27 protein-coding genes are annotated in these 24,467 nt (G+C 39.9%); 17 read left to right on the plus strand and 10 right to left on the minus strand.

Translation table 11 applies throughout. From position 1 onward, the window contains the following. Positions 1–74: 74 nt before the first annotated feature. The 10 genes from AC0VYT_RS02430 to AC0VYT_RS02475 all read left to right on the plus strand — a co-directional run bounded on the left by AC0VYT_RS02430 (position 75) and on the right by AC0VYT_RS02475 (position 14,321). Positions 75–1,802, plus strand: a complete 1,728-nt coding sequence (locus AC0VYT_RS02430) for an acetolactate synthase 3 large subunit (protein ID WP_005016394.1) — start codon at positions 75–77, stop codon at positions 1,800–1,802. After that, positions 1,799–2,290: an acetolactate synthase small subunit gene (gene ilvN / locus AC0VYT_RS02435; protein ID WP_005016393.1), complete on the plus strand. Its 492-nt coding sequence runs from the start codon at positions 1,799–1,801 to the stop codon at positions 2,288–2,290. The genes AC0VYT_RS02430 and ilvN overlap by 4 nt, the downstream gene beginning before the upstream one ends. Before the next feature lie 34 nt (positions 2,291–2,324). Further along, positions 2,325–3,341 carry a ketol-acid reductoisomerase gene (ilvC, locus tag AC0VYT_RS02440; RefSeq protein ID WP_005016389.1) on the plus strand — a complete coding sequence of 339 codons (1,017 nt, stop codon included), beginning with the start codon at positions 2,325–2,327 and terminating at the stop codon, positions 3,339–3,341. A 588-nt stretch (positions 3,342–3,929) separates the two neighbouring features. Continuing rightward, entirely contained in the window at positions 3,930–5,999 is a 2,070-nt protein-coding gene (locus tag AC0VYT_RS02445) for a putative bifunctional diguanylate cyclase/phosphodiesterase (RefSeq protein WP_005016387.1), read from the plus strand. Positions 6,000–6,159: 160 nt separating this feature from the next. Continuing rightward, positions 6,160–7,749 (plus strand): peptide chain release factor 3, encoded by a 1,590-nt coding sequence (locus AC0VYT_RS02450; RefSeq protein ID WP_005016385.1) that lies wholly within the window; start codon positions 6,160–6,162, stop codon positions 7,747–7,749. Positions 7,750–7,821: 72 nt separating this feature from the next. Then, positions 7,822–8,643: a hypothetical protein gene (locus AC0VYT_RS02455; RefSeq protein ID WP_005016382.1), complete on the plus strand. Its 822-nt coding sequence runs from the start codon at positions 7,822–7,824 to the stop codon at positions 8,641–8,643. 91 nt (positions 8,644–8,734) lie between these two features. After that, positions 8,735–9,712 carry an RsiV family protein gene (locus tag AC0VYT_RS02460; protein WP_005016381.1) on the plus strand — a complete coding sequence of 326 codons (978 nt, stop codon included), beginning with the start codon at positions 8,735–8,737 and terminating at the stop codon, positions 9,710–9,712. Positions 9,713–9,715: 3 nt separating this feature from the next. Beyond that, a complete protein-coding gene (locus AC0VYT_RS02465; RefSeq protein WP_005016378.1) occupies positions 9,716–10,555 on the plus strand; it encodes a TatD family hydrolase in 840 nt (279 codons plus the stop codon). 109 nt (positions 10,556–10,664) lie between these two features. Continuing rightward, positions 10,665–13,421 carry an aconitate hydratase AcnA gene (gene acnA / locus AC0VYT_RS02470; protein ID WP_005016376.1) on the plus strand — a complete coding sequence of 919 codons (2,757 nt, stop codon included), beginning with the start codon at positions 10,665–10,667 and terminating at the stop codon, positions 13,419–13,421. Positions 13,422–13,550: 129 nt separating this feature from the next. Continuing rightward, positions 13,551–14,321 (plus strand): tRNA threonylcarbamoyladenosine dehydratase, encoded by a 771-nt coding sequence (locus AC0VYT_RS02475; RefSeq protein WP_005016374.1) that lies wholly within the window; start codon positions 13,551–13,553, stop codon positions 14,319–14,321. A gap of 65 nt (positions 14,322–14,386) precedes the next feature. On the opposite strand, the gene dusA is transcribed toward AC0VYT_RS02475, so the two are convergent. Continuing rightward, positions 14,387–15,409, minus strand: a complete 1,023-nt coding sequence (gene dusA / locus AC0VYT_RS02480) for a tRNA dihydrouridine(20/20a) synthase DusA (RefSeq protein ID WP_005016371.1) — start codon at positions 15,407–15,409, stop codon at positions 14,387–14,389. Positions 15,410–15,527: 118 nt separating this feature from the next. Between dusA and AC0VYT_RS02485 the strand changes: the two genes are divergently transcribed. From AC0VYT_RS02485 to AC0VYT_RS02495, 3 genes are all read left to right on the plus strand, one after another. Next, the gene (locus AC0VYT_RS02485) at positions 15,528–16,718 is read left to right on the plus strand and encodes a site-specific integrase (RefSeq protein WP_005016369.1); all 1,191 of its coding nucleotides are present in this window, start codon (positions 15,528–15,530) and stop codon (positions 16,716–16,718) included. A 234-nt stretch (positions 16,719–16,952) separates the two neighbouring features. Then, positions 16,953–17,309, plus strand: a complete 357-nt coding sequence (locus AC0VYT_RS02490) for a hypothetical protein (protein ID WP_005016367.1) — start codon at positions 16,953–16,955, stop codon at positions 17,307–17,309. Then, entirely contained in the window at positions 17,306–17,434 is a 129-nt protein-coding gene (locus AC0VYT_RS02495) for a hypothetical protein (protein WP_005016365.1), read from the plus strand. Before AC0VYT_RS02490 ends, AC0VYT_RS02495 begins: the two co-directional genes overlap by 4 nt. An 83-nt stretch (positions 17,435–17,517) precedes the next feature. Here AC0VYT_RS02495 and AC0VYT_RS02500 read toward each other — a convergent pair whose 3' ends face one another. The 9 genes from AC0VYT_RS02500 to AC0VYT_RS02540 all read right to left on the minus strand — a co-directional run bounded on the left by AC0VYT_RS02500 (position 17,518) and on the right by AC0VYT_RS02540 (position 20,721). Next, a complete protein-coding gene (locus tag AC0VYT_RS02500; protein WP_005016363.1) occupies positions 17,518–18,156 on the minus strand; it encodes a hypothetical protein in 639 nt (212 codons plus the stop codon). Between the two features lie 113 nt (positions 18,157–18,269). Continuing rightward, positions 18,270–18,500 carry a hypothetical protein gene (locus AC0VYT_RS02505; protein ID WP_005016361.1) on the minus strand — a complete coding sequence of 77 codons (231 nt, stop codon included), beginning with the start codon at positions 18,498–18,500 and terminating at the stop codon, positions 18,270–18,272. Between the two features lie 45 nt (positions 18,501–18,545). Continuing rightward, positions 18,546–18,842 carry a pyocin activator PrtN family protein gene (locus AC0VYT_RS02510; RefSeq protein WP_005016360.1) on the minus strand — a complete coding sequence of 99 codons (297 nt, stop codon included), beginning with the start codon at positions 18,840–18,842 and terminating at the stop codon, positions 18,546–18,548. Then, positions 18,839–19,054, minus strand: a complete 216-nt coding sequence (locus AC0VYT_RS02515; RefSeq protein WP_005016349.1) for a hypothetical protein — start codon at positions 19,052–19,054, stop codon at positions 18,839–18,841. The genes AC0VYT_RS02510 and AC0VYT_RS02515 overlap by 4 nt, the downstream gene beginning before the upstream one ends. 5 nt (positions 19,055–19,059) lie before the next feature. Continuing rightward, positions 19,060–19,239: a hypothetical protein gene (locus tag AC0VYT_RS02520; RefSeq protein ID WP_228127342.1), complete on the minus strand. Its 180-nt coding sequence runs from the start codon at positions 19,237–19,239 to the stop codon at positions 19,060–19,062. A gap of 95 nt (positions 19,240–19,334) precedes the next feature. Then, entirely contained in the window at positions 19,335–19,484 is a 150-nt protein-coding gene (locus tag AC0VYT_RS02525) for a hypothetical protein (protein WP_005016339.1), read from the minus strand. Then, positions 19,481–19,678, minus strand: coding sequence for a hypothetical protein (locus AC0VYT_RS02530; protein ID WP_227592500.1), 198 nt, complete (start codon positions 19,676–19,678; stop codon positions 19,481–19,483). The genes AC0VYT_RS02525 and AC0VYT_RS02530 overlap by 4 nt, the downstream gene beginning before the upstream one ends. Continuing rightward, positions 19,675–19,797 (minus strand): hypothetical protein, encoded by a 123-nt coding sequence (locus AC0VYT_RS02535; protein WP_005016332.1) that lies wholly within the window; start codon positions 19,795–19,797, stop codon positions 19,675–19,677. The genes AC0VYT_RS02530 and AC0VYT_RS02535 overlap by 4 nt, the downstream gene beginning before the upstream one ends. 198 nt (positions 19,798–19,995) lie before the next feature. Continuing rightward, positions 19,996–20,721 carry a hypothetical protein gene (locus tag AC0VYT_RS02540; protein ID WP_005016330.1) on the minus strand — a complete coding sequence of 242 codons (726 nt, stop codon included), beginning with the start codon at positions 20,719–20,721 and terminating at the stop codon, positions 19,996–19,998. A 200-nt stretch (positions 20,722–20,921) separates the two neighbouring features. Between AC0VYT_RS02540 and AC0VYT_RS02545 the strand changes: the two genes are divergently transcribed. Genes AC0VYT_RS02545 through AC0VYT_RS02560 form a run of 4 tightly spaced genes read left to right on the plus strand, consistent with a single transcriptional unit; the run spans position 20,922 to position 24,428 of the window. After that, positions 20,922–21,143: a hypothetical protein gene (locus tag AC0VYT_RS02545; protein WP_050775271.1), complete on the plus strand. Its 222-nt coding sequence runs from the start codon at positions 20,922–20,924 to the stop codon at positions 21,141–21,143. Between the two features lie 52 nt (positions 21,144–21,195). After that, a complete protein-coding gene (locus tag AC0VYT_RS02550) occupies positions 21,196–21,684 on the plus strand; it encodes a phage regulatory CII family protein (RefSeq protein ID WP_005016324.1) in 489 nt (162 codons plus the stop codon). 24 nt (positions 21,685–21,708) lie between these two features. Continuing rightward, a complete protein-coding gene (locus AC0VYT_RS02555; protein ID WP_005016322.1) occupies positions 21,709–22,665 on the plus strand; it encodes a primase-helicase zinc-binding domain-containing protein in 957 nt (318 codons plus the stop codon). Then, entirely contained in the window at positions 22,665–24,428 is a 1,764-nt protein-coding gene (locus AC0VYT_RS02560; RefSeq protein ID WP_005016318.1) for a DUF5906 domain-containing protein, read from the plus strand. Before AC0VYT_RS02555 ends, AC0VYT_RS02560 begins: the two co-directional genes overlap by 1 nt. Positions 24,429–24,467: the final 39 nt, after the last annotated feature.

The following is a 24,467-nucleotide window of genomic DNA, read 5'->3' on the forward strand; positions in this document are numbered from 1 at the left end:
GCAGACAGTTAATGAATTAAGCACTTATCTATGCCTTCCATATGATAATGCAAATAAGATTAGGGTGAATCACGTTGGAACTTTTATCTGGTGGTGAAATGCTCGTTCGCGCACTCGCGGATGAAGGCGTTGAACATGTTTTTGGATATCCAGGCGGCGCAGTTTTACATATCTACGATGCGCTATTTCAACAAGACAAAGTCAAGCATTACCTCGTGCGCCATGAACAGGCTGCAGGTCATATGGCTGATGCTTATTCACGCGTTACCGGCAAAACAGGTGTAGTTCTGGTTACCTCAGGTCCAGGCGCAACCAATACTGTAACTCCAATTGCAACTGCTTATATGGATTCAATTCCAATGGTCATTCTGTCTGGCCAGGTTGCAAGCCATCTCATCGGTGAAGACGCATTTCAGGAAACAGATATGGTCGGTATTTCCCGTCCAATCGTAAAACACAGTTTCCAGGTTCGTCATGCCAGTGAAATTCCGGCAATTATTAAAAAAGCGTTCTACATTGCAGCTTCTGGTCGTCCGGGCCCTGTTGTTGTTGATATTCCTAAAGATGCGACCAATCCGGCTGAAAAATTTGCCTACGAGTATCCGGAAAAAGTGAAGATGCGTTCTTATCAGCCGCCTTCACGTGGTCATGCAGGTCAGATCCGTAAAGCAATTGACGAACTGATCTCGGCCAAACGTCCAGTAATTTATACTGGCGGTGGCGTAGTACAGGGCAATGCTTCTCATCTGCTGACTGAACTGGCGCATACTCTGGGTTATCCGGTGACTAATACCCTGATGGGACTGGGAGCATTCCCGGGTAATGACCCTCAGTTTATTGGTATGCTAGGCATGCACGGAACTTATGAAGCCAATATGGCGATGCATAATGCTGATGTAATTCTGGCGATTGGTGCACGTTTTGATGACCGTGTTACCAATAATCCGGCAAAATTCTGCCCAAATTCTAAAGTTATTCATATTGATATTGACCCTGCGACCATTTCAAAAACGATTATGGCGCATATTCCAATTGTAGGTGCAGTAGAGCCGGTACTACAGGAAATGCTGGCCCAGTTGAAGCAGATGAATGTTTCCAAGCCGAATCCTGAGGCAATTGCTGACTGGTGGAGCCAGATCAATGAATGGCGCAAGGTGCACGGCCTGAAATATCAAATGGCCAATGACGGTTCAATGAAACCGCAACAGGTAGTAGAAACCCTGTGCAAATTGACCAATGGAGATGCCATTATTACTTCTGATGTAGGGCAGCACCAGATGTTTGCTGCACTTTATTATAAGTACAAGCGGCCACGTCAATGGATCAACTCTGGTGGTCTGGGTACCATGGGCGTAGGTTTGCCATATGCCATGGCTGCCAAACTGGCCTGTCCAGAACAGCAGGTGGTTTGTATTACTGGTGAAGCTTCTATCCAGATGTGTATTCAGGAATTATCAACCTGTAAACAGTATGGCCTGAATGTCAAAATTCTCTGCCTGAATAACCGTGCACTTGGTATGGTAAAACAGTGGCAGGATATGAATTATGAAGGTCGTCATTCTAGTTCTTATGTCGAGTCGTTACCTGATTTTCCAAAACTGATGGAAGCGTATGGTCATGTTGGGATCCAAATTGATCATGCAGATGAACTGGAGTCTAAACTAGCCGAAGCGATGGCGATCAATGACAAGTGTGTCTTCATCAATGTCATGGTAGACCGTACTGAGCATGTATATCCTATGCTGATTGCAGGTCAGTCTATGCAAGATATGTGGTTGACAAAAGGAGAGCGCACGAAATGAGACATATTATCTCTGTACTCGTAGAGAATGAAGCCGGCGCGCTTTCCCGTCTGGTTGGTTTGTTCAGTCAGCGTGGCTACAATATTGAAACCCTGAACGTGGCACCAACTGAAGACCCAACCTTGTCACGTTTGACTTTAACAACTTATGGTGATGACCATAAAATCGAACAGATTACCAAGCAGTTGAATAAGCTGGTTGAAGTAGTAAAAGTGGTCGACCTGTCTGAAGGTGCTCATATTGAACGCGAGCTGATGCTGATTAAAGTCAAAGCATTAGGTGCAGCGCGAGCCGAGATCAAGCGTACTGCAGACATCTTCCGGGCTCAGGTAGTGGATGTAACCCCAACCACCTATACCATCCAGATTGCAGGGACAACAGAAAAAATAGATGGTTTTATTGATGCACTTGCAGAGAATACCATTCTTGAAGTGGTTCGCTCTGGTGTATCAGGCATCGCGCGTGGCGAAAAAGTTTTAACCATCTAACTGAATTTAAAAAGCATTATAGCGGAGATAACAAATGCAAATTTTTTATGATAAAGACTGTGATTTATCAATCATCCAGAGCAAAAAAGTAGCGATTATTGGTTACGGTTCACAAGGCCACGCACATGCACTGAACCTGAAAGATTCTGGCGTAGACGTTACGGTTGGCCTGCGTGCAGGTTCTACCTCTTGGAAAAAAGCAGAAAATGCTGGCCTTAAAGTTTCAGAAGTTCCTGAAGCAGTCAAACAGGCTGATCTGGTTATGATCCTCACTCCAGATGAATTCCAGTCACAACTTTATCGTGATGTTATTGAACCAAATATTAAAGAAGGTGCAACACTTGCATTTGCCCACGGGTTCTCTGTTCTTTATAACCAGGTTGTTCCGCGTAAAGATCTTGATGTCATCATGATTGCACCGAAAGCACCAGGCCATACCGTACGTTCAGAGTTCCAGCGTGGTTCAGGCGTTCCTGATCTGATTGCGATCCATCAGGATGCTTCAGGTAATGCACGTAATGTTGCGCTGTCTTATGCTTCGGGTGTAGGTGGCGGCCGTACTGGTATCATTGAAACTTCTTTCCGCGAAGAAACTGAAACTGACCTGTTTGGTGAGCAAGCTGTACTTTGTGGCGGAGCGGTTGAACTGGTTAAAATGGGATACGAAACACTGGTTGAAGCAGGGTATGCACCAGAAATGGCTTACTTTGAATGTCTGCATGAACTTAAACTGATCGTAGATTTGATGTTTGAGGGTGGTATTGCAGATATGAACTATTCAGTATCAAATAATGCTGAGTATGGTGAATATGTGACTGGTACTGAGGTTATTAATGAACAGTCTCGTGAAGCAATGCGTAATGCATTAAAACGTATTCAGTCAGGTGAATATGCGAAGATGTTTATTCAGGAAGGTGCCTTAAACTATCCGTCTATGACCGCACGTCGCCGTCAAAATGCTGCTCATGGTATTGAAGTAACAGGCAATAAACTTCGTGCAATGATGCCGTGGATTCAAGCTAACAAGATTGTTGATAAAGAGAAAAACTAAGTTTCTGTCTTTATTTATAAAAACCCTGCATTATGTAGGGTTTTTATTTTATGAGTGAAAAAATTAGAATACCTATTTAGTGATTATTAAATATTCTGTTTTTAATTTTTTATTAAGTACTCTTTCTTAAATTCTACTTCATGATAAACAGCTTGAGACTTAAAATTGTTGAATAATGATCTGTTTTAATTGTTCTCAAGACTTATAAAATACCAAATTTAAAAATAACTTCAGGCCAAGTTAAGGAAAAAATTTACCGGATTCCAGAATACGTATTTCATATTGGATGTATGGCTATTATGAGTTTTAAAATGATGAGCTAAAAGGACTGGAAAATAAATTATCTATTATTTCATGCTGTTTTTCTGGTCATTTATTTTTATTTTAAGGTTATATAGAATTTTCCAGATAAAAGGTAATTTTTAAAGCATTATTTAAGAAATTATTTAATTGATAATGAAAATAAAAAGAATTAACCTAAATGCAGGAATAAATAATCTTACCAATTCTTTACGCTACTCATAACAGGTATGCTTTAAGGTACTTAAATTGCAAGAAGAATAATTATCATTTTGTTTTGGATTGTTTATGGTTCATATGCATTATAACAGCATACTGGTGTTAGGCTCGGTCTTGGTGGCCGTAGCCGTCTGTTATATTGCAATCTCGCTACGTGAATTTTTAATTCAAAATACTTTTCCTAAGTATCATAATGTAGTTCTTGCCGGGAGCGGTTTGTTTTTAGGCCTGGCGATCTGTTCAATGCACTTTGCCGGGCTTCTCGCTGTGCATCTTTCCCAAGAGTCAGTATTTGACCCTGCCTTAACCATCGTTTCATATTTAGTTGCTTCAGCTGCTTCTATCTTTGCACTCTGGTTAACTTCTCGTGAATTTCTGTCCCTACCACGTTTGGTACTTGCTGCAGTAGTGATGGGGCTTGGAATCTCTGGTATGCATTATACCGGGATGATGGGTCTCATCCTGCATGGCTATATGATCTATTACCAGCTTTTGCTGGTAATTCTTTCAGTGTTAGTTGGAATACTGGGAACAGGATTGTCATTCTGGTTGGCTTTTAAATATCAGCATGCTACTAAATACCGGTTCTGGATTAAACTGGGTGTAGCACTGGTATTTGCACTCAGTATTTCCAGTGTTCATTATATTGCCATGGCTGGTGTCGTTTTCTATACCGGTGGACAGATTGAAGTTCTGGAACATTACCAGGCAGGACGTACACTCTTATTATTTACTATTGTTTTTATTACCTGTCTGGTACTCATGACAGCATTTCTGGTAGCGATTCTGGAAGAGCGTCTGGAAGAACGTAACCGGCGCCTTATGGAAATTAATAAAGAACTGGCCAACCTAGCTGTTCAGGACAATTTGACCCGGCTTCCTAACCGCCTTTTTCTGCTAGATTATGCCCAATATTTATTTATTGAGCATAAAATAAATAAAAAGAGTTTTGCCTTTTTATATATTGATCTGGACCGTTTCAAGGCAGTAAATGATGCTTTTGGCCATCAGGTAGGTGACCAGTTATTGATTCAGGTAGCTGCCCGTATTCATCAAAATCTTGGCCCTGAGGCTAAACTGTTACGTGTAGGGGGAGATGAATTTCTCCTGATCATTGAAAATACTGGACGTAAACGTGCCATTTATTATGCTGAAAAAGTTTTAAGCCTGATTCAGGCAAGCTATCTGATCGCAGGCAAGGAAATCAATATTTCGTGCAGTATCGGTATTGCGATTTATCCAGAGCATGGTACTAATTTGCAGGATCTGTTGATCAATGCAGATGCTGCTATGCTGGCTTCGAAAGAACAGGGTCGCAATACCTATGCTGTCTTTAGTTATTCTGTGCATCAGTATGAAGCTCAAAGTCAGTCTAAACTGATTAATGATATGTATAAAGCTGTAGAAGAGCGGCAATTTATCCTGTTTTATCAACCCAAATTTTCAGCTAAAACCTATGAAGTTTGTGGGGTAGAAGCTTTAATTCGTTGGAAGCATCCTACCTTGGGCCTGCTTAGCCCTAATATGTTTATAGAAGGGGCTGAAAAAACCGGTCTGATTATTCCGATGGGATATTGGGCGCTTGAGGAAGCTTGCAAACAGATCCAGTATTGGGAACAAAATGGAATCAGCCTCTGTCCGGTTGCTGTTAATCTCTCTGCAATCCAGTTCGAGCATCAGAAGCTGTTTGATACCTTGGAAAACCTCTTGGAAAAGTACAGGATCCAGCCAAATAACCTGATTATTGAAATTACTGAATCTACTGCCATGCATCATATTGAACTGAGTATTCGTAGTTTTGAGCGACTCAGAAAAATGGGAATCCGTCTTGCGATTGATGATTTTGGTACCGGACATTCAAGTCTGCTGTATTTAAAAGATTTACCTGTAGATGAATTGAAGATTGACCGGGGTTTTATTGTCGGGTTAAAGCCGGGGAATAAAGAAGAAATTATTCTAGAAAGTATTATTCAGTTAGCGACAAAACTTGGCTTGATTGTCACTGCCGAAGGTGTGGAGACACCACTGCAGGCGGAAATTCTGACACGTTTAGGTTGTCAGCAATTACAAGGTTATCTATTAGGTGCGCCTGTTGAGGTTGAGCGCTTAAAAGTTTATAAACAAAGCGTTCAACTCTAAAAGATAAAAACTCTCAAAAATAAAACTGCCATACAACTACCGATTTAAAAGCAGTCTTGATCTGCTACAATTGCGCCAATTTCAAATTTTTCTCTCACATGCTTTCAGAACATCACGTTGATGTTTTAGACAGGATGTGTACAAATGCAGATTTTTATCAATGTTTAAAGATGAATTAATCAGTCAGGTAAAGGCGCGCAGGACTTTTGCCATCATTTCGCACCCCGATGCCGGTAAGACGACCATGACCGAGAAACTCCTGTTATGGGGTAAAGCTATTCAGGTAGCAGGTATGGTTAAAAGTCGTAAGTCGGACCGTGCAGCGACTTCTGACTGGATGGAAATGGAAAAAGAGCGGGGAATTTCGATTACTACATCGGTGATGCAGTTTCCCTATAAAAATCATGTAATTAACTTGCTTGATACGCCAGGACATGAGGATTTCTCGGAAGATACCTATCGTACACTGACAGCCGTTGACTCTGCATTAATGGTGATTGATGGGGCGAAAGGTGTAGAAGAGCGAACCATTAAATTAATGGAAGTCTGTCGGATGCGTGATACACCGATTATTTCTTTCGTCAATAAAATGGACCGTGAAATCCGTGAGCCCCTAGAATTGCTTGATGAAATTGAAAATGTTCTCAAAATCCGTTGTGTGCCAATTACCTGGCCCTTGGGTATGGGGCGTGATTTTGCCGGGGTATATCACATTGCGGAAAATAAGCTGTACCTATACAAGCATGGCTTCGGCTCAGTGATTACTGAGATTGAAGTACGTGACGGCTACGATCATCCCGATATTCGTGAAAAAGTAGGTGATTTGGCCTTTGCTGCTTTTGAAGAGTCGCTGGAGCTGGTACAAATGGCGAGCGATCCATTTGACCGTAACCTGTTCCTGCAGGGTAAACAGACACCTGTGCTGTTTGGTACTGCATTGGGCAACTTCGGTGTAGATCACGTGCTGGATGCATTCATTGGTTGGGGACCTGAGCCTAAGGCACATCCGGCACAGGAGCGTGTAGTTGAAGCGACTGAAGAAGAATTCTCTGGTTTTGTTTTCAAGATTCAGGCAAATATGGATCCCAAGCATCGGGACCGGATTGCCTTTATGCGAATCTGTTCAGGTAAATATGAAAAAGGTCTGAAGATGAATCATGTCCGCATTGGAAAGGAAGTGCGGATCAGTGATGCACTGACCTTTCTGGCAGGTGAACGTGAGCATCTGGAAGAAGCATGGCCGGGTGATATTATTGGCCTTCATAATCACGGGACTATTCAGATTGGTGATACTTTTACCTCGGGCAAAAGTCTGCATTTTACCGGTATTCCACACTTTGCACCTGAAATGTTCCGTCGAGTCCGTCTCAAAGACCCTCTAAAATCCAAACAGTTACAAAAGGGGCTGAAAGAACTTTCTGAAGAAGGTGCGACTCAGGTATTTATGCCACAGATCAGTAATGACCTGATTGTGGGAGCAGTCGGGGTACTACAGTTTGATGTAGTGGCTTATCGCCTCAAGGAAGAATATAAGGTGGACTGTATTTATGAGCCGGTCAGTATTAATACGGTGCGCTGGATTTACTGTGATGATGAAAAGATCTTGAATGAATTCAAGAAAAAAGCTCATGATCAGCTCTCTGTAGATGGTGGTGGACATCTGACTTACCTGGCGCCGAGCCGGGTGAATCTGCAACTCATGCAGGAACGCTGGCCAGATATTGAATTCCGCAATACACGTGAACACTAAATAGTCATGATATAAAACAGCTTCTTCGGAGGCTGTTTTATTATAAAGTTCATTGAGCAGAAGGAATATAAAATGCGTAACAAGCCCTACTTTACACTTATCCTGATCTGCTCGGTACTAAGCCTTATGGGCTGTGAAGAAAAACATAAGGCCCCTGAGTCAAAAGGCCAGCAACATTATGCTGAAAAAGTAATAGATCAGGCAGATGTGCTTCCTTATTTAAATATTAAAGAGCAACGTGCTGAGTATGCTTTGCCATTTTGTGAAAAGAAAAACTGTATTGATATCGATATTCAAACTATCAATACTCAGGATGTCTGGCTAAATCAATGGATCGCTAAAAATCAGGCACAGATTATTCAGCAGCAGATTGATCTGAATCAGAATTTGAGTTTACAACAGGCAGTCAATGCTTTTATAAAAGCTTCAGATCAGTGGCAGGCGAAATATTCTAAAAACCGTGCATACGAGCTGGAAATGAAGACTCGTATTGCATCACAGCGTAATCAATATGTACTGTTGCAAATAGGCATAGACAGTAAAATTGAAGAACTAACTATTAAAGACCGGCAATATTTTTTTGTAGCAGACCGCAAAGTCCAGAAAGCTTTGAGTTTAAATGATATTTTAAAGCCTGAGCAAAAAACTACATTAAACACCCTAGTTCAGCAGCATTATCAGGACTGGTTAGAAAAAGAGACAGCCGAGGTTCGTAAAGATGCTCCTAAAAAATTATCTTGGTCTCAGTCAGACTGGTTTTTTGATGGAGAGGGGATAGGTATACATTATCGTGCACATGAGATAGCGCCTGAAGCCAGCCAGCTGGATATCTATCTGAACCGCAAACAGACTCAGCAGATACTTAAACCTGAAATATATCAACAAATGTTTTAAGTTGAGATACAAAAAAAATTGTGAATTACTGAATGAAGCCATTAGGCTAATACAAGGCAGTCTAAAGTAAGACGAAAATGGGTGGGGAGCAATGTTAAGAACTCAACAGGTATTAAGCTTAAGTTTATTGGTCGGAGTTATAGGTTTAACGGCATGCCAGCCGAAGGATAAACCGGAACAAAAGCCACAGACTGAACAAAAGTCTGCGGTGCCTCAACAGAAAGAACCGGTTCTAGAGGCGAAACAGGTTGATGTGATTGTCACTATGCCGGAATGTAAAGGTAATACCTGCCCACAGTTCGATGTAAAACGCCTCAGCTCTAATTACGCCTTTGTAGATGATGCAGTAGATCAGGCTGTTTTAAGCAGTCTGGGGCAGATTCTTGACGTTAATGAAATGGTAAAAAAACCGGTTAAAAATTCAGAAGTTCAATCAAAAAAAGATACTGCTGAAAGCCAACCTGAAACCAGCCAGACAAATTCAACCACTACTCCAATTGATCAGCAAAACTTTGATGCTCAGGTGCAGCGTTATGCCGATGTCTTTTTAGATCTAGACCGTGAAATCAAGACATTAAGCGCCAACCAGCAGATCAGTCTGACCGTGGCGCCCAAGGTACTTCAAAGTAAAGGTCCCTTGGTGACAGTTGTGTTAAATACTAGCAGTTACTTGGGCGGTGCACATGGCTCAGCATCTCAGCAATATTATAATTTTGATCTTGTGAAAAAGCAGCAGCTACAGCTAAAAGATATTTTAAATGGCAATCAACAGGCAGTACTCGAAAAGAAATTTTATAGTGCCTTCCAGAACTGGGTGATGGAGAACAAGCTCGCCAGTAGTGTAGAAGAATATGAACAGGTCTGGAAATTCAAGCTCTCTAATAATTTCTTTTTAGCCAAGCAGGGATTGATTTTACAATATGGAGAATATGAAATTGGCCCCTATGTGGTTGGCCTGCCACGTCTTGTAGTACCCTACAGTGAGCTACAGGATGTGATCAAAACAGAATACTTGCCACCAGATGTCAAAACTACTGCAGTTCCGGCTACGCCCGAAGCGGACAAATAATTTATGGACAGGCTGGCGCTATTTGATACTCACACACATTTTGATGTGCCAGATTTTGACGCAGACCGTGAACATCTGGCTTATGAAGCTAAAGCAGCCGGAGTTGAAAAGCTGGTATTAATCGGCTTTGTGGAGTCGCGCTTTAATGACCTGGTTGATACCCATCATTATATAAATAGTTTAAAAGATGCACCAGAGAGTTATCTCGCACCAGGTTTGCACCCTTTTTATATTGAACAGCATCAGTTTTCAGATCTGGATCGGCTGGAAAATCTACTAAAAACTCATGAGAGTGTCGCTGTAGGGGAAATTGGACTGGATACTTTACTTAAACAGCATAAGCAGCCAGAAGTTTTTCAAAAGCAGCAGGATTATTTTTCTGCACAGCTCGAGCTGGCAGCACAGCATCATAAACCGGTGCTGTTACATATCCGTAAAGCACATGCTGATGTACTGAACTTGCTCAAGAAACACAAGTTTAAACTGGGCGGTATTGCCCATGCGTTTAGTGGCGGTATTGAAGAGGCAAAAGCATTTGTAAACTTGGGTTTTAAACTGGGTATTACAGGGCAGGTGACTAATCCCAATGCAAAAAAATTAAGAAAAGTGGTGCAAGATATAGGACCTGAACATCTGGTTATTGAAACAGATTGTCCTGATATGACGCCCCTATGTTGCCAGACTTCAACCGAACAGCGTACCCGTAATGTACCTGGTAATTTAACTTATGTACTGGATGAACTGTCTGTAATATTTGGAATCTCGCATGAGGAATTAGCCAAAACTTTATGGCATAACTCATTCACTGCCTTGCATATAAGCCAGAAACCGACGAAGAACTAGAAACGTAAAATCAGATATTAACTAATCAATAACACTGTATTCCTATTCTTGGCATACATTAAATGGAGCATGATTGACAAGAACAAAGTTGAAGCCGGAGGATTGCCGTATGGCTAAGTACAGTACAATTAATAGTTTTAATTCACTGACGACTTTAAAAACAACAAAAAAAAATTATCAGATCTTCAGTTTAAGACAGGCCCAGCAGCATCTGGATGATTTTACCAGGCTACCTAAATCTTTAAAAATATTACTCGAGAACCTGCTACGTTTTGAAGATCAGATTACAGTAAAGCAGGAACATATACAGGCTTTAGTTGCATGGCAGCAGAATCGCAGTTCGGTTCAGGAAATTCAGTATCGGCCAGCGCGGGTTCTAATGCAGGATTTTACTGGAGTACCAGCTGTAGTTGACTTGGCTGCCATGCGTGCAGCAGTCGAAAAGGCAGGAGCTGATCCAGAAAAGATTAATCCGCTAAGCCCTGTTGATCTGGTGATTGATCATTCTGTTATGGTTGACCATTTTGCAGATGAACATGCTTTTGAAGCCAATGTTGCTGTAGAGATGCAACGCAATGGCGAGCGCTATCAGTTTTTGCGCTGGGGGCAATCTGCTTTTAATAATTTTAGCGTCGTTCCTCCAGGCACAGGAATCTGTCATCAGGTCAATCTTGAGTATCTCGCACAGACTGTATGGACTGGTGAATCAGATGGAAAAGAATTTGCTTTTCCAGATACGCTGGTAGGAACAGATTCCCATACAACCATGATCAATGGTTTGGGAGTGCTGGGCTGGGGCGTAGGTGGAATTGAAGCAGAAGCAGCCATGCTAGGACAGCCCATTTCCATGCTTATTCCTGAGGTGATGGGTTTTCAGCTCACCGGAAAACTGCGCGAAGGAATTACAGCTACAGATCTGGTACTGACGATTACCCAGATGCTACGCCAGAAAGGGGTAGTTGGAAAATTTGTCGAGTTTTATGGTGACGGGTTGGCTGAACTGCCACTGGCGGACCGTGCCACCATTGCCAATATGGCCCCCGAATATGGTGCAACTTGTGGTTTTTTCCCGGTTGATGAGGTCACCTTGGGTTATTTACGCCTGACCGGCCGAGATGCTGAACGGATTGAACTGGTTGAAGCCTATTGTAAAGAGCAGGGCCTATGGCGCGAGACAGGAGATGAACCGGTCTTTACTGATACGTTAACCCTGGATATGAGTACAGTCGAAGCAAGCCTGGCTGGACCAAAGCGCCCACAAGACAGAGTGGCACTTTCTGATGTGCCTCATACTTTTCAGGCACTAATGGATCTGCATTTAAAGCCTGCTAAAGCTGAGAAGGAACGACTGGAAAATGAAGGGGGCGGTGGAACAGCTGTTGAGGCAGAACAGGCCAATTTACCCCATTCTAATCCTTGCTGTGTAATAGAGGGTAAAAATTACTTCCTCTCTCATGGTGATGTGGTGATCTCAGCCATTACCTCATGCACCAATACATCAAATCCGAGTGTCATGCTGGCAGCAGGTTTGCTGGCTAAAAAAGCAGTAGAACAAGGCTTGCAACGGAAAGCATGGGTAAAAAGCTCTCTGGCTCCAGGCTCCAAAGTTGTGACTGATTATTTGAAAGCATCTGGACTGATGCCTTATCTCGATCAGCTGGGTTATAACCTGGTAGGGTATGGGTGTACCACCTGTATTGGAAATTCAGGCCCTTTGCCAGAACCTATCGAAGAGGCAATCCAGAACTTTGACTTAAATGTAGCCGCCGTACTCTCTGGGAACCGTAATTTTGAAGGGCGTGTTCATCCACTGGTAAAAACGAACTGGCTGGCATCTCCCCCTCTGGTGATCGCCTACGGCTTGGCTGGAAATATTCGCACTGATTTAAGCTCTGAACCAATTGGTGAAGGAAAAAATGGCGAAAAAATTTATTTGAAGGATATCTGGCCGACCCAAGCTGAAATTGAAGAGGCTTTGCAGTATGTAAATACCCAAATGTTTCATAAAGAATATGCGGCTGTTTTTGAAGGTGAAGAAAACTGGAAATCTCTGCAAATTCCCGAAACTAAAACTTATCAGTGGGATGAGCACTCTACCTATATCCGTCATCCACCGTTTTTTGAAAAAATTGATCAGCCCCCACAAGCGGTTAAAAATATTGAAAAAGCACGAATACTGGCTGTTCTGGGTGATTCAGTCACTACAGACCATATCTCACCGGCGGGAAATATTAAGCAAGACAGTCCGGCAGGTCGTTATTTGCAGGAACTGGGTGTAGAGCCAAAAGACTTTAATTCGTATGGATCACGCCGTGGTAATCATGAAGTAATGATGCGCGGAACTTTTGCCAATATCCGGATTAAAAATGAAATGCTGGGTGGTGAAGAAGGTGGCAATACACTCCATATACCCACTCATAAGAAAATGTCTATTTATGATGCGGCCATGCAATATCAGGCAGAAAACACACCCTTGGTTATTATAGCAGGCAAGGAATATGGCACAGGTTCATCACGTGACTGGGCAGCTAAAGGAACTAATTTACTGGGAGTGAAAGCTGTTATTGCCCAGAGTTTTGAGCGAATTCACCGCTCCAATCTGGTGGGTATGGGAGTGTTACCTTTACAGTTCATGCCAGATGAAAGCAGGACTTCACTCAATATTAATGGTGATGAAATTCTGTCAATTCATGGTTTATCTGATGACTTGTCACCGCAGCAGATCCTAAGGGTAGAGCTGGAACAACCTGATGGAACGCAGTCAAGTTTTAAGGTTCTGTGCCGTATCGATACTGTTAATGAGGTCGAGTATTTTAAGGCCGGTGGCATTCTCCATTATGTGCTGCGGCATTTGATCGCTTCCTGAAGAGTAGTTGCCTGAGCTTCATATCATTTGTATGGTTTAGGCAGCAGAATTTTTTTGGATCTTATGAGCTGTCACACTGAGGTCATTCCCGTTAAAATAGAGTGATCTGTAATATTTTCATGGAATGTAATGACTGAACTTCTCCAAAACGATGAATATGAGCGCCGATTTGCGGCTGTGGCCAAAATCTATGGAGATGAGGCATTTAATTACTATGAACACAGTCATGTTATGGTGATTGGAATCGGCGGTGTAGGTTCTTGGGCGGTAGAAGCTTTGGCCCGTTCCGGCATAGGTGAATTAACATTGGTCGATATGGATGTGGTAGCTGCATCTAATATTAATCGACAGTTACCTGCTATGACCGCTACCTTGGGACAGGAAAAAATTGCTGTCATGGCTGAACGTTGCTATTCCATTAACCCCAGAATTAAGGTCAACCTGGTTGATGACTACCTGTTTTCGGACAATGTAAAAGAGATACTTGCCATGGCGCCTGATCTGGTACTGGACTGTATTGATGATGTCAAAGCTAAACTGGCCCTCATGCTGCATTGCCGCTTTAATAAAATCCCTCTGATTGTTTCTGGTGGAGCAGGAGGCAAGCTTGACCCGCTTAAAATCAGAGTGGCAGATCTGTCAAAAACCGAACAGGATCCTATGCTGGCTAAACTACGTACCCAGTTACGCAGTAAAGGAATTTGCAAAAAGCCAAAAGAGAAATTCGGCATTACTTGTATTTATTCAATTGATAATCCGTTTTCCAGTAGCGAAGTTTGTACTAGTGCAGGGCTGCGCTGTGGAGGATATGGTTCTGCTGTGGTGGTAACTTCAAGTTTTGCCATGGTGGCAGTCGCAGAGGTTTTGAGAAAACTTGAAGCAATTAAGGCAAAACAGTAACGCTACTGCTTGTATTTTATAATATGCTTTTAGAAATAAAGCCCCTTAAACAGGGGCTTTAACGTTTAAAAAATATGTTGTTCTTTCAGGTAATCTTCAGTGCGCTGCATGGCAGCCTTAATATTCTGAATCGCATTTTCGACATCGGCATAAGTTTTGGCATTTCCTCCACTTAAAGCCTGACGCCATTTTCGGGCTCCAGGTAAATACTGGAATAAACCCAAAATATGCCGGGTAATCACAGATAGTGGTGCACCCTCTTCTAGCCGTTTGGCAATATAAGGAAGCATCTGTTCCATAATTTCAAAACGGTCTGGCATGGGTAAATTCCAGAGCTCACCTAATTCGGCCAGCAGATAAGGGTTATGGTAGGCTTCACGGCCAATCATGACACCATCTACATGTTTCAAGTGCTCTTGTGTCTCAGCTAAAGTTTTAACGCCGCCATTAATTTCAATCGTGAGGTCAGGACGTTCCTGTTTTAACCGGTAGACATCTTCATAACGCAAAGGTGGAACTTCACGGTTTTCTTTTGGAGATAATCCTTGTAATAGGGCAATACGGGCATGCACAATAAAGTTATTACAACCAGTTTTTGCTACTGTATCCACAAAATGCAGCATCTCTTCATAAGATTGCATGTCATCAATTCCGATTCGATGTTTAACCGTAACCGGAATATTAACTGCTTGGCGCATCGCTGAAATACATTCAGCCACCAGCTCAGGCTCTGCCATCAGGCAGGCACCAATTTTATTATTCTGTACCCGGTCACTTGGACAGCCGACATTCAGGTTGACTTCATTATAACCCCAGTCCTCAGCCATCTTTGTACATGTGGCCAAATCTTTTGGACTGGAGCCACCGAGTTGGAGTACAACCGGATGTTCTTCCTGATTGTAATTTAGATGGCGGCCAGCATCTCCAAATAAGATCGCTCCAGTCGTGACCATTTCAGTATAAAGGATCATATTTGGATTAAACAGGCGAGCAAAGAAACGGTAGTCACGGGTCGTCCAGTCCATCATAGGCGCAACGGATATACGTGGAAGCCTTGATATATCTACCTTTTGTTTCAAATCAGTCATTTATGCACCTATTAGACTAGCAACTTTTTACCTCTTTTCCCTTCTTTTTCCCACTTTTTATATTTCTTGCTACTATAATTGCAACCAAAATTATCTATTAGAAAAAATAGTTGCAAATATGGGATATATCACAGAGCTTAAATCTAAAACTAAAGGTACTAGATATAAGGCCGTCATTAATATTCGCAAGAAAAATGAAGGTGTCGAGTATTTTGATACTCAAACATTCAGCACGAAAGCCCTGGCAAAACTGTGGCTAAAGAAAGAAGAGGACAGATTAGAAAAGAATCCTCACTTGTTGTCAACGGGCAAAGCCTCTGCAGTGGAATATATGACACTTGGAATGGCTCTAACTAGATACAGAAAAGAAATAACTGATTATGGCCGTACCAAAGCCTTTACCCTGGAAATGCTCACAAAATTTGATATAGCCGATATTCCTTTGCTTAAGATTAAACGTCCAGATTTTGCTAATCATGCTTTGCGTCGGCGGGACGGTTATAAAAATAAAAACTATGAATTAGCTCCAGTAGCTCCTAGTACTATCTTATTCGAGTTCCAGTGCATCAAGTCTGTGTTAGATCATGCCGAGCTAGTATGGGGTATTGAGATTGATTTTAACGAGTATGAGAAGGCTGTTAAGGGTCTACGTAAAGCACGTGTACTCAGTGAGTCTGAAGACCGGCTGCGGCTCCCTACATCGCAAGAACTGCAAGATATAACCACATTAGCATATATTGATTTCAACTTTAAAAATTATGCAAATACGCCTCTCTATTTGATTATGTGGCTAGATATTTATACAGGCCGTCGTTTAGGTGAATTACCACGGTTAGAAATTAAGAACTATGACCGCCATAACAAGAAATGGTTCCTGGAGGGAATTAAGCATCCGAATGGGTCTAAAGGCAATGATAAATGGTTCGTTGTCAGTGATGCTGCAGCAGCTATCATTGAAGAGCTTTTAAAGCCTGAAATTAGAAAAAAGATGCTTTTACGTGGTGGTGATGATAGATATTTAATTCCGTGTCATGAAGAATCAATTTCTAGGTCATGGCAGAAAATTAAGAAACAGGCCAAAATCCAAGATCTCCATTTTCATGATTTAAGGCATGAAGCCGCAACCAGATTGGCAGAGCAGGGCCTAACAATACCGCAGATCCAGCAATACACTTTGCATGATGACTGGAATAGCTTAAAGCGTTATGTAAACTTAGATATTATTAGGAAAGATCTATTAGATTTTGATGAAGCAATAGAGAAGTCTAAAAATATAGAAATTAATAAACTATTAAAAATGAATAGTTAAATCATTTTTGTACTAAGTAACCTCATAAATTAATGATTTTATTGAATTAAAAAATATTAAATTAAAGTTGAGATTAAAGCTAAGAATGATTAAAATACGTTCTGCTTAAAAATCTAGAAGGGGGAACTCTTCTAGTTTTTTTTATCTGAAAAGATAAGGAAAGGTATTTTTTTGTTATCTGTGGATAACTTGGTTGACTTTTGCACAACTGACCTAATATAAAGGATATGAGACATGGTTCATAATGTAACGCTTGACGACTTAAGCCCCGAAGAAAGATTAGGTCTTGAGAAAATTGTGAATGATGCTTATGACAAAATTTTAAGCGCTGCAAATATTGTCTTAAGCCGTTGTCTAAAATCTTTAAATATTAATTATCTACGTAAAGAGAACCCAACTTTAAGTGAGATTTTGAAGCAAATGAAAGAAATTTCAGGTCTTATGCAAAGTCTTAACCAAGCGGGTTATGTTACCTTTAAAGCAGAAGAATATGTGAAACACGTACAAGATATTGTTGAAGCTGTAGAGTCTGGCCACACAGAGAATCTAGAGCGTCATGTACGTGAACTTAACCAAAGGAGCTTCCTATGAGTCGTTTAGAATTGCAACTTACCCTTGCTAAATTACAAGCTGCTACTGCTAAATTAGATCAGCTAACCAAGCAGTGGGATGCCGCTATGGCATTGCATGATAAGCAGCATAGCAAAGCCGCATAAATTTATCATTGCCTCTAATAATAGGGGCTGATATGTAAAAAAAGCCTCTTATCTAAGAGGCTTTTTTTAGTTTAATTTTAAAATTAATTATAATTTTTAATTTTTTCAATTTCTTTCAATTCTATAATTCTAAAATTTTTTTCATGATTTTCGTAATTGATTAAAATAGCTTTATCAGAGAATTGATCCAATATATACCATTGCTTTTGTTCATTTTTATCTTTTATAACTGCCTCTGGAAGTTCTTGTATTTTTATATTTTTAGCCTGGGTAAAGCCGTAATGATAAGGAATCCCAAGAAGAATTAATAATATACCAATAATCTTTCCTGCATAGCCTCTATAAATAATCATATAAATAGCAATAAAGCTGGAAACTATCATTAAAAAGTAAGTTAGTGGCATATCTACAATAAAGTAATAAAAAAATCCTAATCCTAAGAGAGTTGCAATCGCGGTAATTGCACCCTTCCATCTATCTTCATCTTTTTCATCAAATACATAACTCATATAAAGAGTGGCAACGCTGTAATATAGATAAATTTCCATATTGGCCATTATAAGATTAACAGGACTAAAGGTTGGGATAATCCAGTTTGCATTTATATTAGCTGAACCATAAAAGCCAAATTTATAACTAATACCAATAAGGATAAGACTAGGGGTAACTACACCAACTAGCTCAGTTAATGTAGATCTTTTTAAAATTTCTAAGATTTTCATTAGCAAAATCCATTTTAATTTTTAATACTATTTACTTAGTACAAATAAATAAAGCCGAATAATCGGCTTAAAGTTAATAGCACTAATGCTTAATATACAACTTCTTAAAGAATTTATCTCTGCTGATTATCATCCATCAAAGTGGCTATTAATACGGCCCCTGTCCTGAGTCGATTAGCCAAGCGTGTAACCTTTGGATCATCATAATGGTACATGCCCTGGCGTAATTTAGGTAAAGGTGGTTCTTGGCCACATCTGAGATATTCTTCAGTAATATGGCCAGAGATTCTGTCCTCCAGTTGCCGTTTAAACTCTGGAGTCTGGAGTAATTTCATATATTCCATTTCGCTACTCCTTTATCCCACAAAATGTAGACTTTATGCTTACTTTTAATTTGCTGCATACTGTCCACCATTCATTGCTTTATGGTCGTGCTGAGCCAATTGCGTTTGCTTATCAATATAAACAGCAAGATCTGTAAGGTTGACCATCCAAGAGGCTTTCTGTTTGTCCCCTAAGCGAACAACAGGGAATGGTAGTTCCTGATTAGTCGCCTTCTGTTTTGCGGTCTTTAAAGACATATTTGAAAGGTAGTCATTTACTACAGTCTCTAAAGGAACCACTGGAGACATATAGCGCATAAAAAGCATTGTGAAAGTATTTATGCCGTGAGTAGATGTATTCATAGCTTTTCTCCAGTGCATGGTTCAGCATCGGTTAGAATCGCCTCAATACGCTTGGCCGTTTCTTTATCTACTTGAACCATCAAAGCATGATGACCAGAAAAATGGAAAGAAAAGCGTGTACTACCATCACTAACAGCATTAATAACCACATTATTGACGTTATATAAATTCACTACATGCTTAGTTAAATGTAGATCAGTAAATCGAAGCATTGTTCTCACTCCTTTGATCCGTTTTCAAGTTTTGCATATGCCTGATAACATTCATGCGCTACATTCGGATCGTCTAAGTCAATCTTGATTGAATAGCTTCTTTCACGAATATTTTCTTTCGCATATTCCCAGCCACCCAAGTAGACATAAATGAGAATTTCTTTTTTCTCTGTATACATCTTCATGACGATTTCATAGTCTGGACGCGAATAAATCAGACATGCTTGAAGTAAGTTTTTAAGACTTGGTAAAAGATGGTTTTTAGTCCTCAAATCATGAATCATGAAATTTCCTTTTTAGCTTCAGTCGCCAGCCGTAGAAACTTTTCTTCATCACTTGTTGGCGTTTTTATTGCTGGGGAGATTAAACAGTGGCAGCACTGTTCATCTTGGTATTCAGGACATTTATCCTGGCATGGATGTTCAATCATGCTGCTTCACCTGTAATCTGTTTTCTGTAGATATTGCGGACCTTACGTTCCAATATCTGCTTTTCTTTTTGATCAAGATGTTCAACTTCAAAAGCAGCTTGAATAAAAGCGTTGCACTGACCGTGTGCATAAAGCAGTGCATCACGGTTTTGGGCGTGTTCTAAAGCTGAAATAGCGGCTTCAATTTGTTTCATACTGTTTTCAATACACATAACTTTCTCCAGGCACGTTGTAGAAAATTAAGTTTCGGTTGAGCAAAATCTTGAGCTATAAGACGCTGATGAACTAAAGCATCAAAGTTTGATTTTTTCATTTAATCACCTTTTTGGTTAAAACTAATTGAATTATTAATCAAATAAAAATCAAAAGTCAATAAATAATGATTGATTTAATCAAAGAAAGATTAATTATTATTTTGTTAATTTTGTTAATTTTGTTTATTAAATAATCATAAATATTTTTTAGACGAAAAAAAAGAGTGATTAACTCACTCTTCTTTTTAATTTTTTCTTTATAAATTGATCATTCTGCTAGGTGGAAGCATTGCAGCAATCGGGGAAATTTTGGAGATATTATCTTTCAAAATAGAGTCTCTAGAACCATCAATAGAAATTATTTCAGTCATTGTATTGGTAGAAAATAAGAATTCTCCTGCATAAACCTTGTTATCATGTGTGAAAATTAAAGCATCTTCACCAGGCACTGGCTCCCCGCTATCTTCACAGATAAGGATATGACCATCACGGTAGGGTTTTGCATAACCAGTACCACTGATTTGATATGCAACAGGATTTTCTACAAAATCTGGTCCATAGACAGCTTTTGTTTGTTTTAATGCATTTGTAACTTCCAAATCTTCTCCTTTAAATATTCTTAAAATTTTAGTGATTAAAAGAATATTATCTTTGTGAAGAAGTGAATTACTAGGGTGAGTTTCTTTATTTACAACATTATTAGCATCTTGTGCGACAAGTTCTGTCTTGCGCTCAAAACTCGATCTAACGATATTTCTTATTACATCTGTATCATGTTCATGATCTAACCAAGCATCTGGCAAATTAAATGATGTAGTAATACGTTTAACTAAAGTTTTACCAATATTCTTAGGATTCTTTTTTGCTAAATATTGATTGAGATTGTTGTATTCAACACCTATTTTTTCAGCGAATGAATGACGATCTGTATACTCAAGCATTTTCTCTAAATTTATTTTTCTAATTTCAGTTACGCTTAACATCTGCTTATCCCCACAAAGTTATGGCTATAGCCATCTATATACAGTCACCACTGACTGATTTTTTTGATTATCGAGTATATTTAAATAATTAAAAATCAATGGTTCTCGTTAAAAATCAATAAAAAATCAAAAAAGTACTTTCTATAAATCACCAAAATGGTTAATAATAAATTGATTAAATCAATATAGTGATGATTTTGATGGCTACTGTATTTAGTTTTCATAAATTTATTTCCGATATGAGTCCTGCTGAACTTGAGCGGTACGCGCTAAAAGCTGGTACTACAGCAAGATATCTAACAGTTCACTTAATTTATCGCTCTAGGATTCCTCGTCCAGAAATGATGGAGGCATTAGTACATGCAAGTGAAGGAGCTTTTACTAAGGTTCAGCTTGTCCATTGGCTGTACAACTTGGAATAAATATATCCATTAAAAAATTCCCAAAATATGAATAATTAAAGGTTTTTTAAACATGAATCTTTCAAGTACTCAACGTAAAGTAATGACGGTTATGTCTTTAGAAATGGCTTTAAAAGCCGCGGTATATCGTCCTAATGATGACTCTCTAATGGCTTTAATTGCCGAGAAAAACTGTTTCAACATAAATACTTTTCGTAGTTCATTAAATCCAACCACAACTACTCATAAAGCAAATATTTATCACCTGGAGGCAGTACTCTCTGAAACCCAGGATTCTAGAATCATGGATAGCATTTGCGCTATTCACGGTAACGCTGCTTGGTTCGAGCTGCCTAAAATTGATTGTCTTGCTAGTACAGATTTTTTAAATAAGATCGGAAAATTAGCCAAAGAGCAGGGCGATTTGGCACAGAGCATTTGTATGGCTATAGCTGATAACAAAGTTACAGAGGATGAATATAGCGTTATACAAAAGGATGTTCTGGATTTAATCCGTGTTGCATCAACATTACTAGCAATGGTTGAAAGCCAAAAGAATTAAATATTTTTAAATGCTGAGGTTAGTGTGAGTAAACCAAGATTCCAATTAGATGACGTAAAGCAGAAAGCTTCTGGCCTATGGCAAGACGTTATCTTTCCACGTTTCAATATTGATGTTCGGTTTAAAAAGAAAACACCATGTCCTGCTTGCGGTGGTACAGATCGCTTTCGTTATGATGATAAAAAAGGCTCTGGTGATTATATTTGTCAGCATTGTGGCCCTGGTGACGGCTTTAATTTAATTAGCAAAGTTACTGGATTAAGTTTTCCTGAGGTTCTTTCTGAGGTTGCTTCTATTGTAGGGCTTGACGCAACATCAAATATTACAGATGAAGATAGGGCACGTTGGAAAAAAGAACAGGAATGGCGTGAAAAAGAGCGTCTTGAAATGGAACTTAAACGTCAAGATCAGATAGCACGTAAAGCAGAGGGAATATGGCGCGGTGCTTATTTGGGTGAGGAAAGTCCTTATCTAAAGGCAAAACAGGTTGATAAAGATCCTAAAGTTAAAATCACACATGACGGGAATGTACTTATTCCTGCCTATGATGCCTCTGGCAAAATGTGGAACCTGCAGACTATTGAGTCAGATGGTCATAAGTATTTTATTACTGGTACTGAAAATGCTGACGGTTCAGTGGAATATGGTGGAGGCCGGACTGGTGGCTGTTTTTTTATAATTGGCGAAATTCAGCCAGATCTTTATGACAATCATATTATTTGTATTGCTGAAGGTTATGCCACTGGTATGAGTATTCATATGGCTACTGGTCATCCAGTCGCATTAGCATTTGTAGCCAATAATATTCCTAAAGTCGGTATAGCGTTAAAGCAAAAATATCCAAAATCAACTTTAGTTTACTGTGCAGACGATGATTCTGCTAAGCAAGATACTGGGCTTAAATGTGCTAATCAAGCACATGCAGCTACAGGCGGTATTGTTATTTTGCCTGATTTTACCCAGGTTAAGGGGTCTAGTTAATGAATAGTAAGGTCTATACAGACTTCAATGATTTGCATGTTGCTTGTGGGTTGAAAGAGGTGAGTAGACAGATCCAGGCTGCTATTTCCTCTTTGCAGTTCTCCCCCGAACCCCCTGAAAAGCCAGCCAACAATTTTCAGGGTCAAGACCTGGCTGAGTCTGAAAATCTTGTTGTTGTGGAGAAAGGGGACGCGGGTATTTCGACAGAAAATACTGATCTATCTGAAGAGGAGCTATTGGCAAAATGGTTAGCTCGTTTTTGCCTGATTGAAGGAGAAACTAACATATGGGATGAATATGGAAAGAAAATCTGGAAAAAATCAGCATTTACTACAATGCTCGGTGGTAAAAAAGTCTTTGATCAGTGGAATGGACACTTACATCGTAAAACTATTACCCGTGATGACGTTGATGGCCGGCTGGAGGATGGCGGACATAAAAAAGCTAAGGAAATGATTGATCGTTTCATCATGCTTGAGGGTAAAAAAGCATGTTGGGATACGTTTCGTCGTGAACTGGTTGGCACAGATGTTATGAAAGATAACTGGGCAGGTGCATATGATTTATGGGTCAAGTCCAAAGAAAAACGGATGATCTGGCATGAAAATCTTGTTTTTGATCCAACGATGAAAACTAAGGAAGGTCAAATTAATACATATGATGGAATGATCATTTTACCGTTGCTAGATACTAATAATCAGATGTTGGGTGCTGGTGAAGCCTTTGAGTCTTGTATACCTATTATCAACTTACTGAAATTTCTTTGCGGCAATGAAAATAATGCATATGAATGGATTCTGAAATGGTTGGCGTATCCTCTGCAGCATCCAGGTGCAAAGATGAATACCTCAATATTAATGTGTAGTGCCGTTCAAGGTTCAGGTAAATCACTTTTTTTTGAAAAGGTTATGACTCGTATTTATGGGGAAAAGTACTCTGTAACTTTAGGACAGAATGGACTTGAATCTATCTATACCGATTGGGCTGAACGTAAACTCTACTGCTTATTTGAAGAGATTTTTAACAATAAATCTAAGTTCGGCATGATGGGCTTGATTAAGCACATGATTACAGGAGAAAAAATCCGTATTGAAAAGAAATTTATGTCCGGCTACAGCCAGAACAATCATATTAATTGTGTGTTTTTATCCAATGAAGTGCAGCCACTTGCGATTGAGGAAAGAGATAGACGCTTCTTGGTATTGGAGCCAAATCAAAAGTTAAATGATGATTTAAAAAAACATATTGAGCTGTGTCTTGAGCCAGATAGCCAGGCTATTAGTGCATTCTATACTTACTTGTTGAACTTAGATTTAACAGATTTTAATGAATATACTGAACCACCTATGACGAAAGCTAAACAGAAAATTATTCAGTTCGGTTTACCTGGCTGGAAGTTATTTCTGGATGACTGGAGAGGCGGCTATCTTAAATATCCTTTTGTCTGCTGCTTATCAGACGATCTATATACAGCTTATAGGGAATGGTGCCATAAGAATGGAGAGAAAATTATTGCATCAAATAAATTCTTAAACTTGGTTGCATCAGAAAGGGTGGTCGCTAAAGGGCATGGCCGGATCTATGAGAGTGTACTCAATGGTCCAGGTACTGGATATGCGGATAAACCTAAAGAAGTGCAGAGACGTATTGTTTTTACTTCTAATCCACCTGAAGGGATAAAACAAGCCGACTGGCTATCTTCCCAAGTTGAGCAATTTCGTGCTACTTTAAAAGGAGTTCATGATGTACCGCCTGTACTCTAATAATTCAAATATAAATGTTACGGGTGTTACGGGTCTGTT

It is taken from the genome of Acinetobacter sp. QJM3NY_42, from assembly GCF_056173745.1.

What these genes read in the sequence shown, in the direction of transcription:
- ilvN (WP_005016393.1), top strand. Translation starts at nt 1,799, where the DNA reads ATGAGACATATTATCTCTGTACTCGTAGAGAATGAAGCCGGCGCGCTT.
- ilvC (WP_005016389.1), top strand. Translation starts at nt 2,325, where the DNA reads ATGCAAATTTTTTATGATAAAGACTGTGATTTATCAATCATCCAGAGC.
- AC0VYT_RS02445 (WP_005016387.1), top strand. Translation starts at nt 3,930, where the DNA reads ATGGTTCATATGCATTATAACAGCATACTGGTGTTAGGCTCGGTCTTG.
- AC0VYT_RS02450 (WP_005016385.1), top strand. Translation starts at nt 6,160, where the DNA reads ATGTTTAAAGATGAATTAATCAGTCAGGTAAAGGCGCGCAGGACTTTT.
- AC0VYT_RS02455 (WP_005016382.1), top strand. Translation starts at nt 7,822, where the DNA reads ATGCGTAACAAGCCCTACTTTACACTTATCCTGATCTGCTCGGTACTA.
- AC0VYT_RS02460 (WP_005016381.1), top strand. Translation starts at nt 8,735, where the DNA reads ATGTTAAGAACTCAACAGGTATTAAGCTTAAGTTTATTGGTCGGAGTT.
- AC0VYT_RS02465 (WP_005016378.1), top strand. Translation starts at nt 9,716, where the DNA reads ATGGACAGGCTGGCGCTATTTGATACTCACACACATTTTGATGTGCCA.
- acnA (WP_005016376.1), top strand. Translation starts at nt 10,665, where the DNA reads ATGGCTAAGTACAGTACAATTAATAGTTTTAATTCACTGACGACTTTA.
- AC0VYT_RS02475 (WP_005016374.1), top strand. Translation starts at nt 13,551, where the DNA reads ATGACTGAACTTCTCCAAAACGATGAATATGAGCGCCGATTTGCGGCT.
- dusA (WP_005016371.1), bottom strand. Translation starts at nt 15,409, where the DNA reads ATGACTGATTTGAAACAAAAGGTAGATATATCAAGGCTTCCACGTATA.
- AC0VYT_RS02485 (WP_005016369.1), top strand. Translation starts at nt 15,528, where the DNA reads ATGGGATATATCACAGAGCTTAAATCTAAAACTAAAGGTACTAGATAT.
- AC0VYT_RS02490 (WP_005016367.1), top strand. Translation starts at nt 16,953, where the DNA reads ATGGTTCATAATGTAACGCTTGACGACTTAAGCCCCGAAGAAAGATTA.
- AC0VYT_RS02495 (WP_005016365.1), top strand. Translation starts at nt 17,306, where the DNA reads ATGAGTCGTTTAGAATTGCAACTTACCCTTGCTAAATTACAAGCTGCT.
- AC0VYT_RS02500 (WP_005016363.1), bottom strand. Translation starts at nt 18,156, where the DNA reads ATGAAAATCTTAGAAATTTTAAAAAGATCTACATTAACTGAGCTAGTT.
- AC0VYT_RS02505 (WP_005016361.1), bottom strand. Translation starts at nt 18,500, where the DNA reads ATGGAATATATGAAATTACTCCAGACTCCAGAGTTTAAACGGCAACTG.
- AC0VYT_RS02510 (WP_005016360.1), bottom strand. Translation starts at nt 18,842, where the DNA reads ATGAATACATCTACTCACGGCATAAATACTTTCACAATGCTTTTTATG.
- AC0VYT_RS02515 (WP_005016349.1), bottom strand. Translation starts at nt 19,054, where the DNA reads ATGCTTCGATTTACTGATCTACATTTAACTAAGCATGTAGTGAATTTA.
- AC0VYT_RS02520 (WP_228127342.1), bottom strand. Translation starts at nt 19,239, where the DNA reads ATGAAGATGTATACAGAGAAAAAAGAAATTCTCATTTATGTCTACTTG.
- AC0VYT_RS02525 (WP_005016339.1), bottom strand. Translation starts at nt 19,484, where the DNA reads ATGATTGAACATCCATGCCAGGATAAATGTCCTGAATACCAAGATGAA.
- AC0VYT_RS02530 (WP_227592500.1), bottom strand. Translation starts at nt 19,678, where the DNA reads ATGAAACAAATTGAAGCCGCTATTTCAGCTTTAGAACACGCCCAAAAC.
- AC0VYT_RS02535 (WP_005016332.1), bottom strand. Translation starts at nt 19,797, where the DNA reads ATGAAAAAATCAAACTTTGATGCTTTAGTTCATCAGCGTCTTATAGCT.
- AC0VYT_RS02540 (WP_005016330.1), bottom strand. Translation starts at nt 20,721, where the DNA reads ATGTTAAGCGTAACTGAAATTAGAAAAATAAATTTAGAGAAAATGCTT.
- AC0VYT_RS02545 (WP_050775271.1), top strand. Translation starts at nt 20,922, where the DNA reads ATGGCTACTGTATTTAGTTTTCATAAATTTATTTCCGATATGAGTCCT.
- AC0VYT_RS02550 (WP_005016324.1), top strand. Translation starts at nt 21,196, where the DNA reads ATGAATCTTTCAAGTACTCAACGTAAAGTAATGACGGTTATGTCTTTA.
- AC0VYT_RS02560 (WP_005016318.1), top strand. Translation starts at nt 22,665, where the DNA reads ATGAATAGTAAGGTCTATACAGACTTCAATGATTTGCATGTTGCTTGT.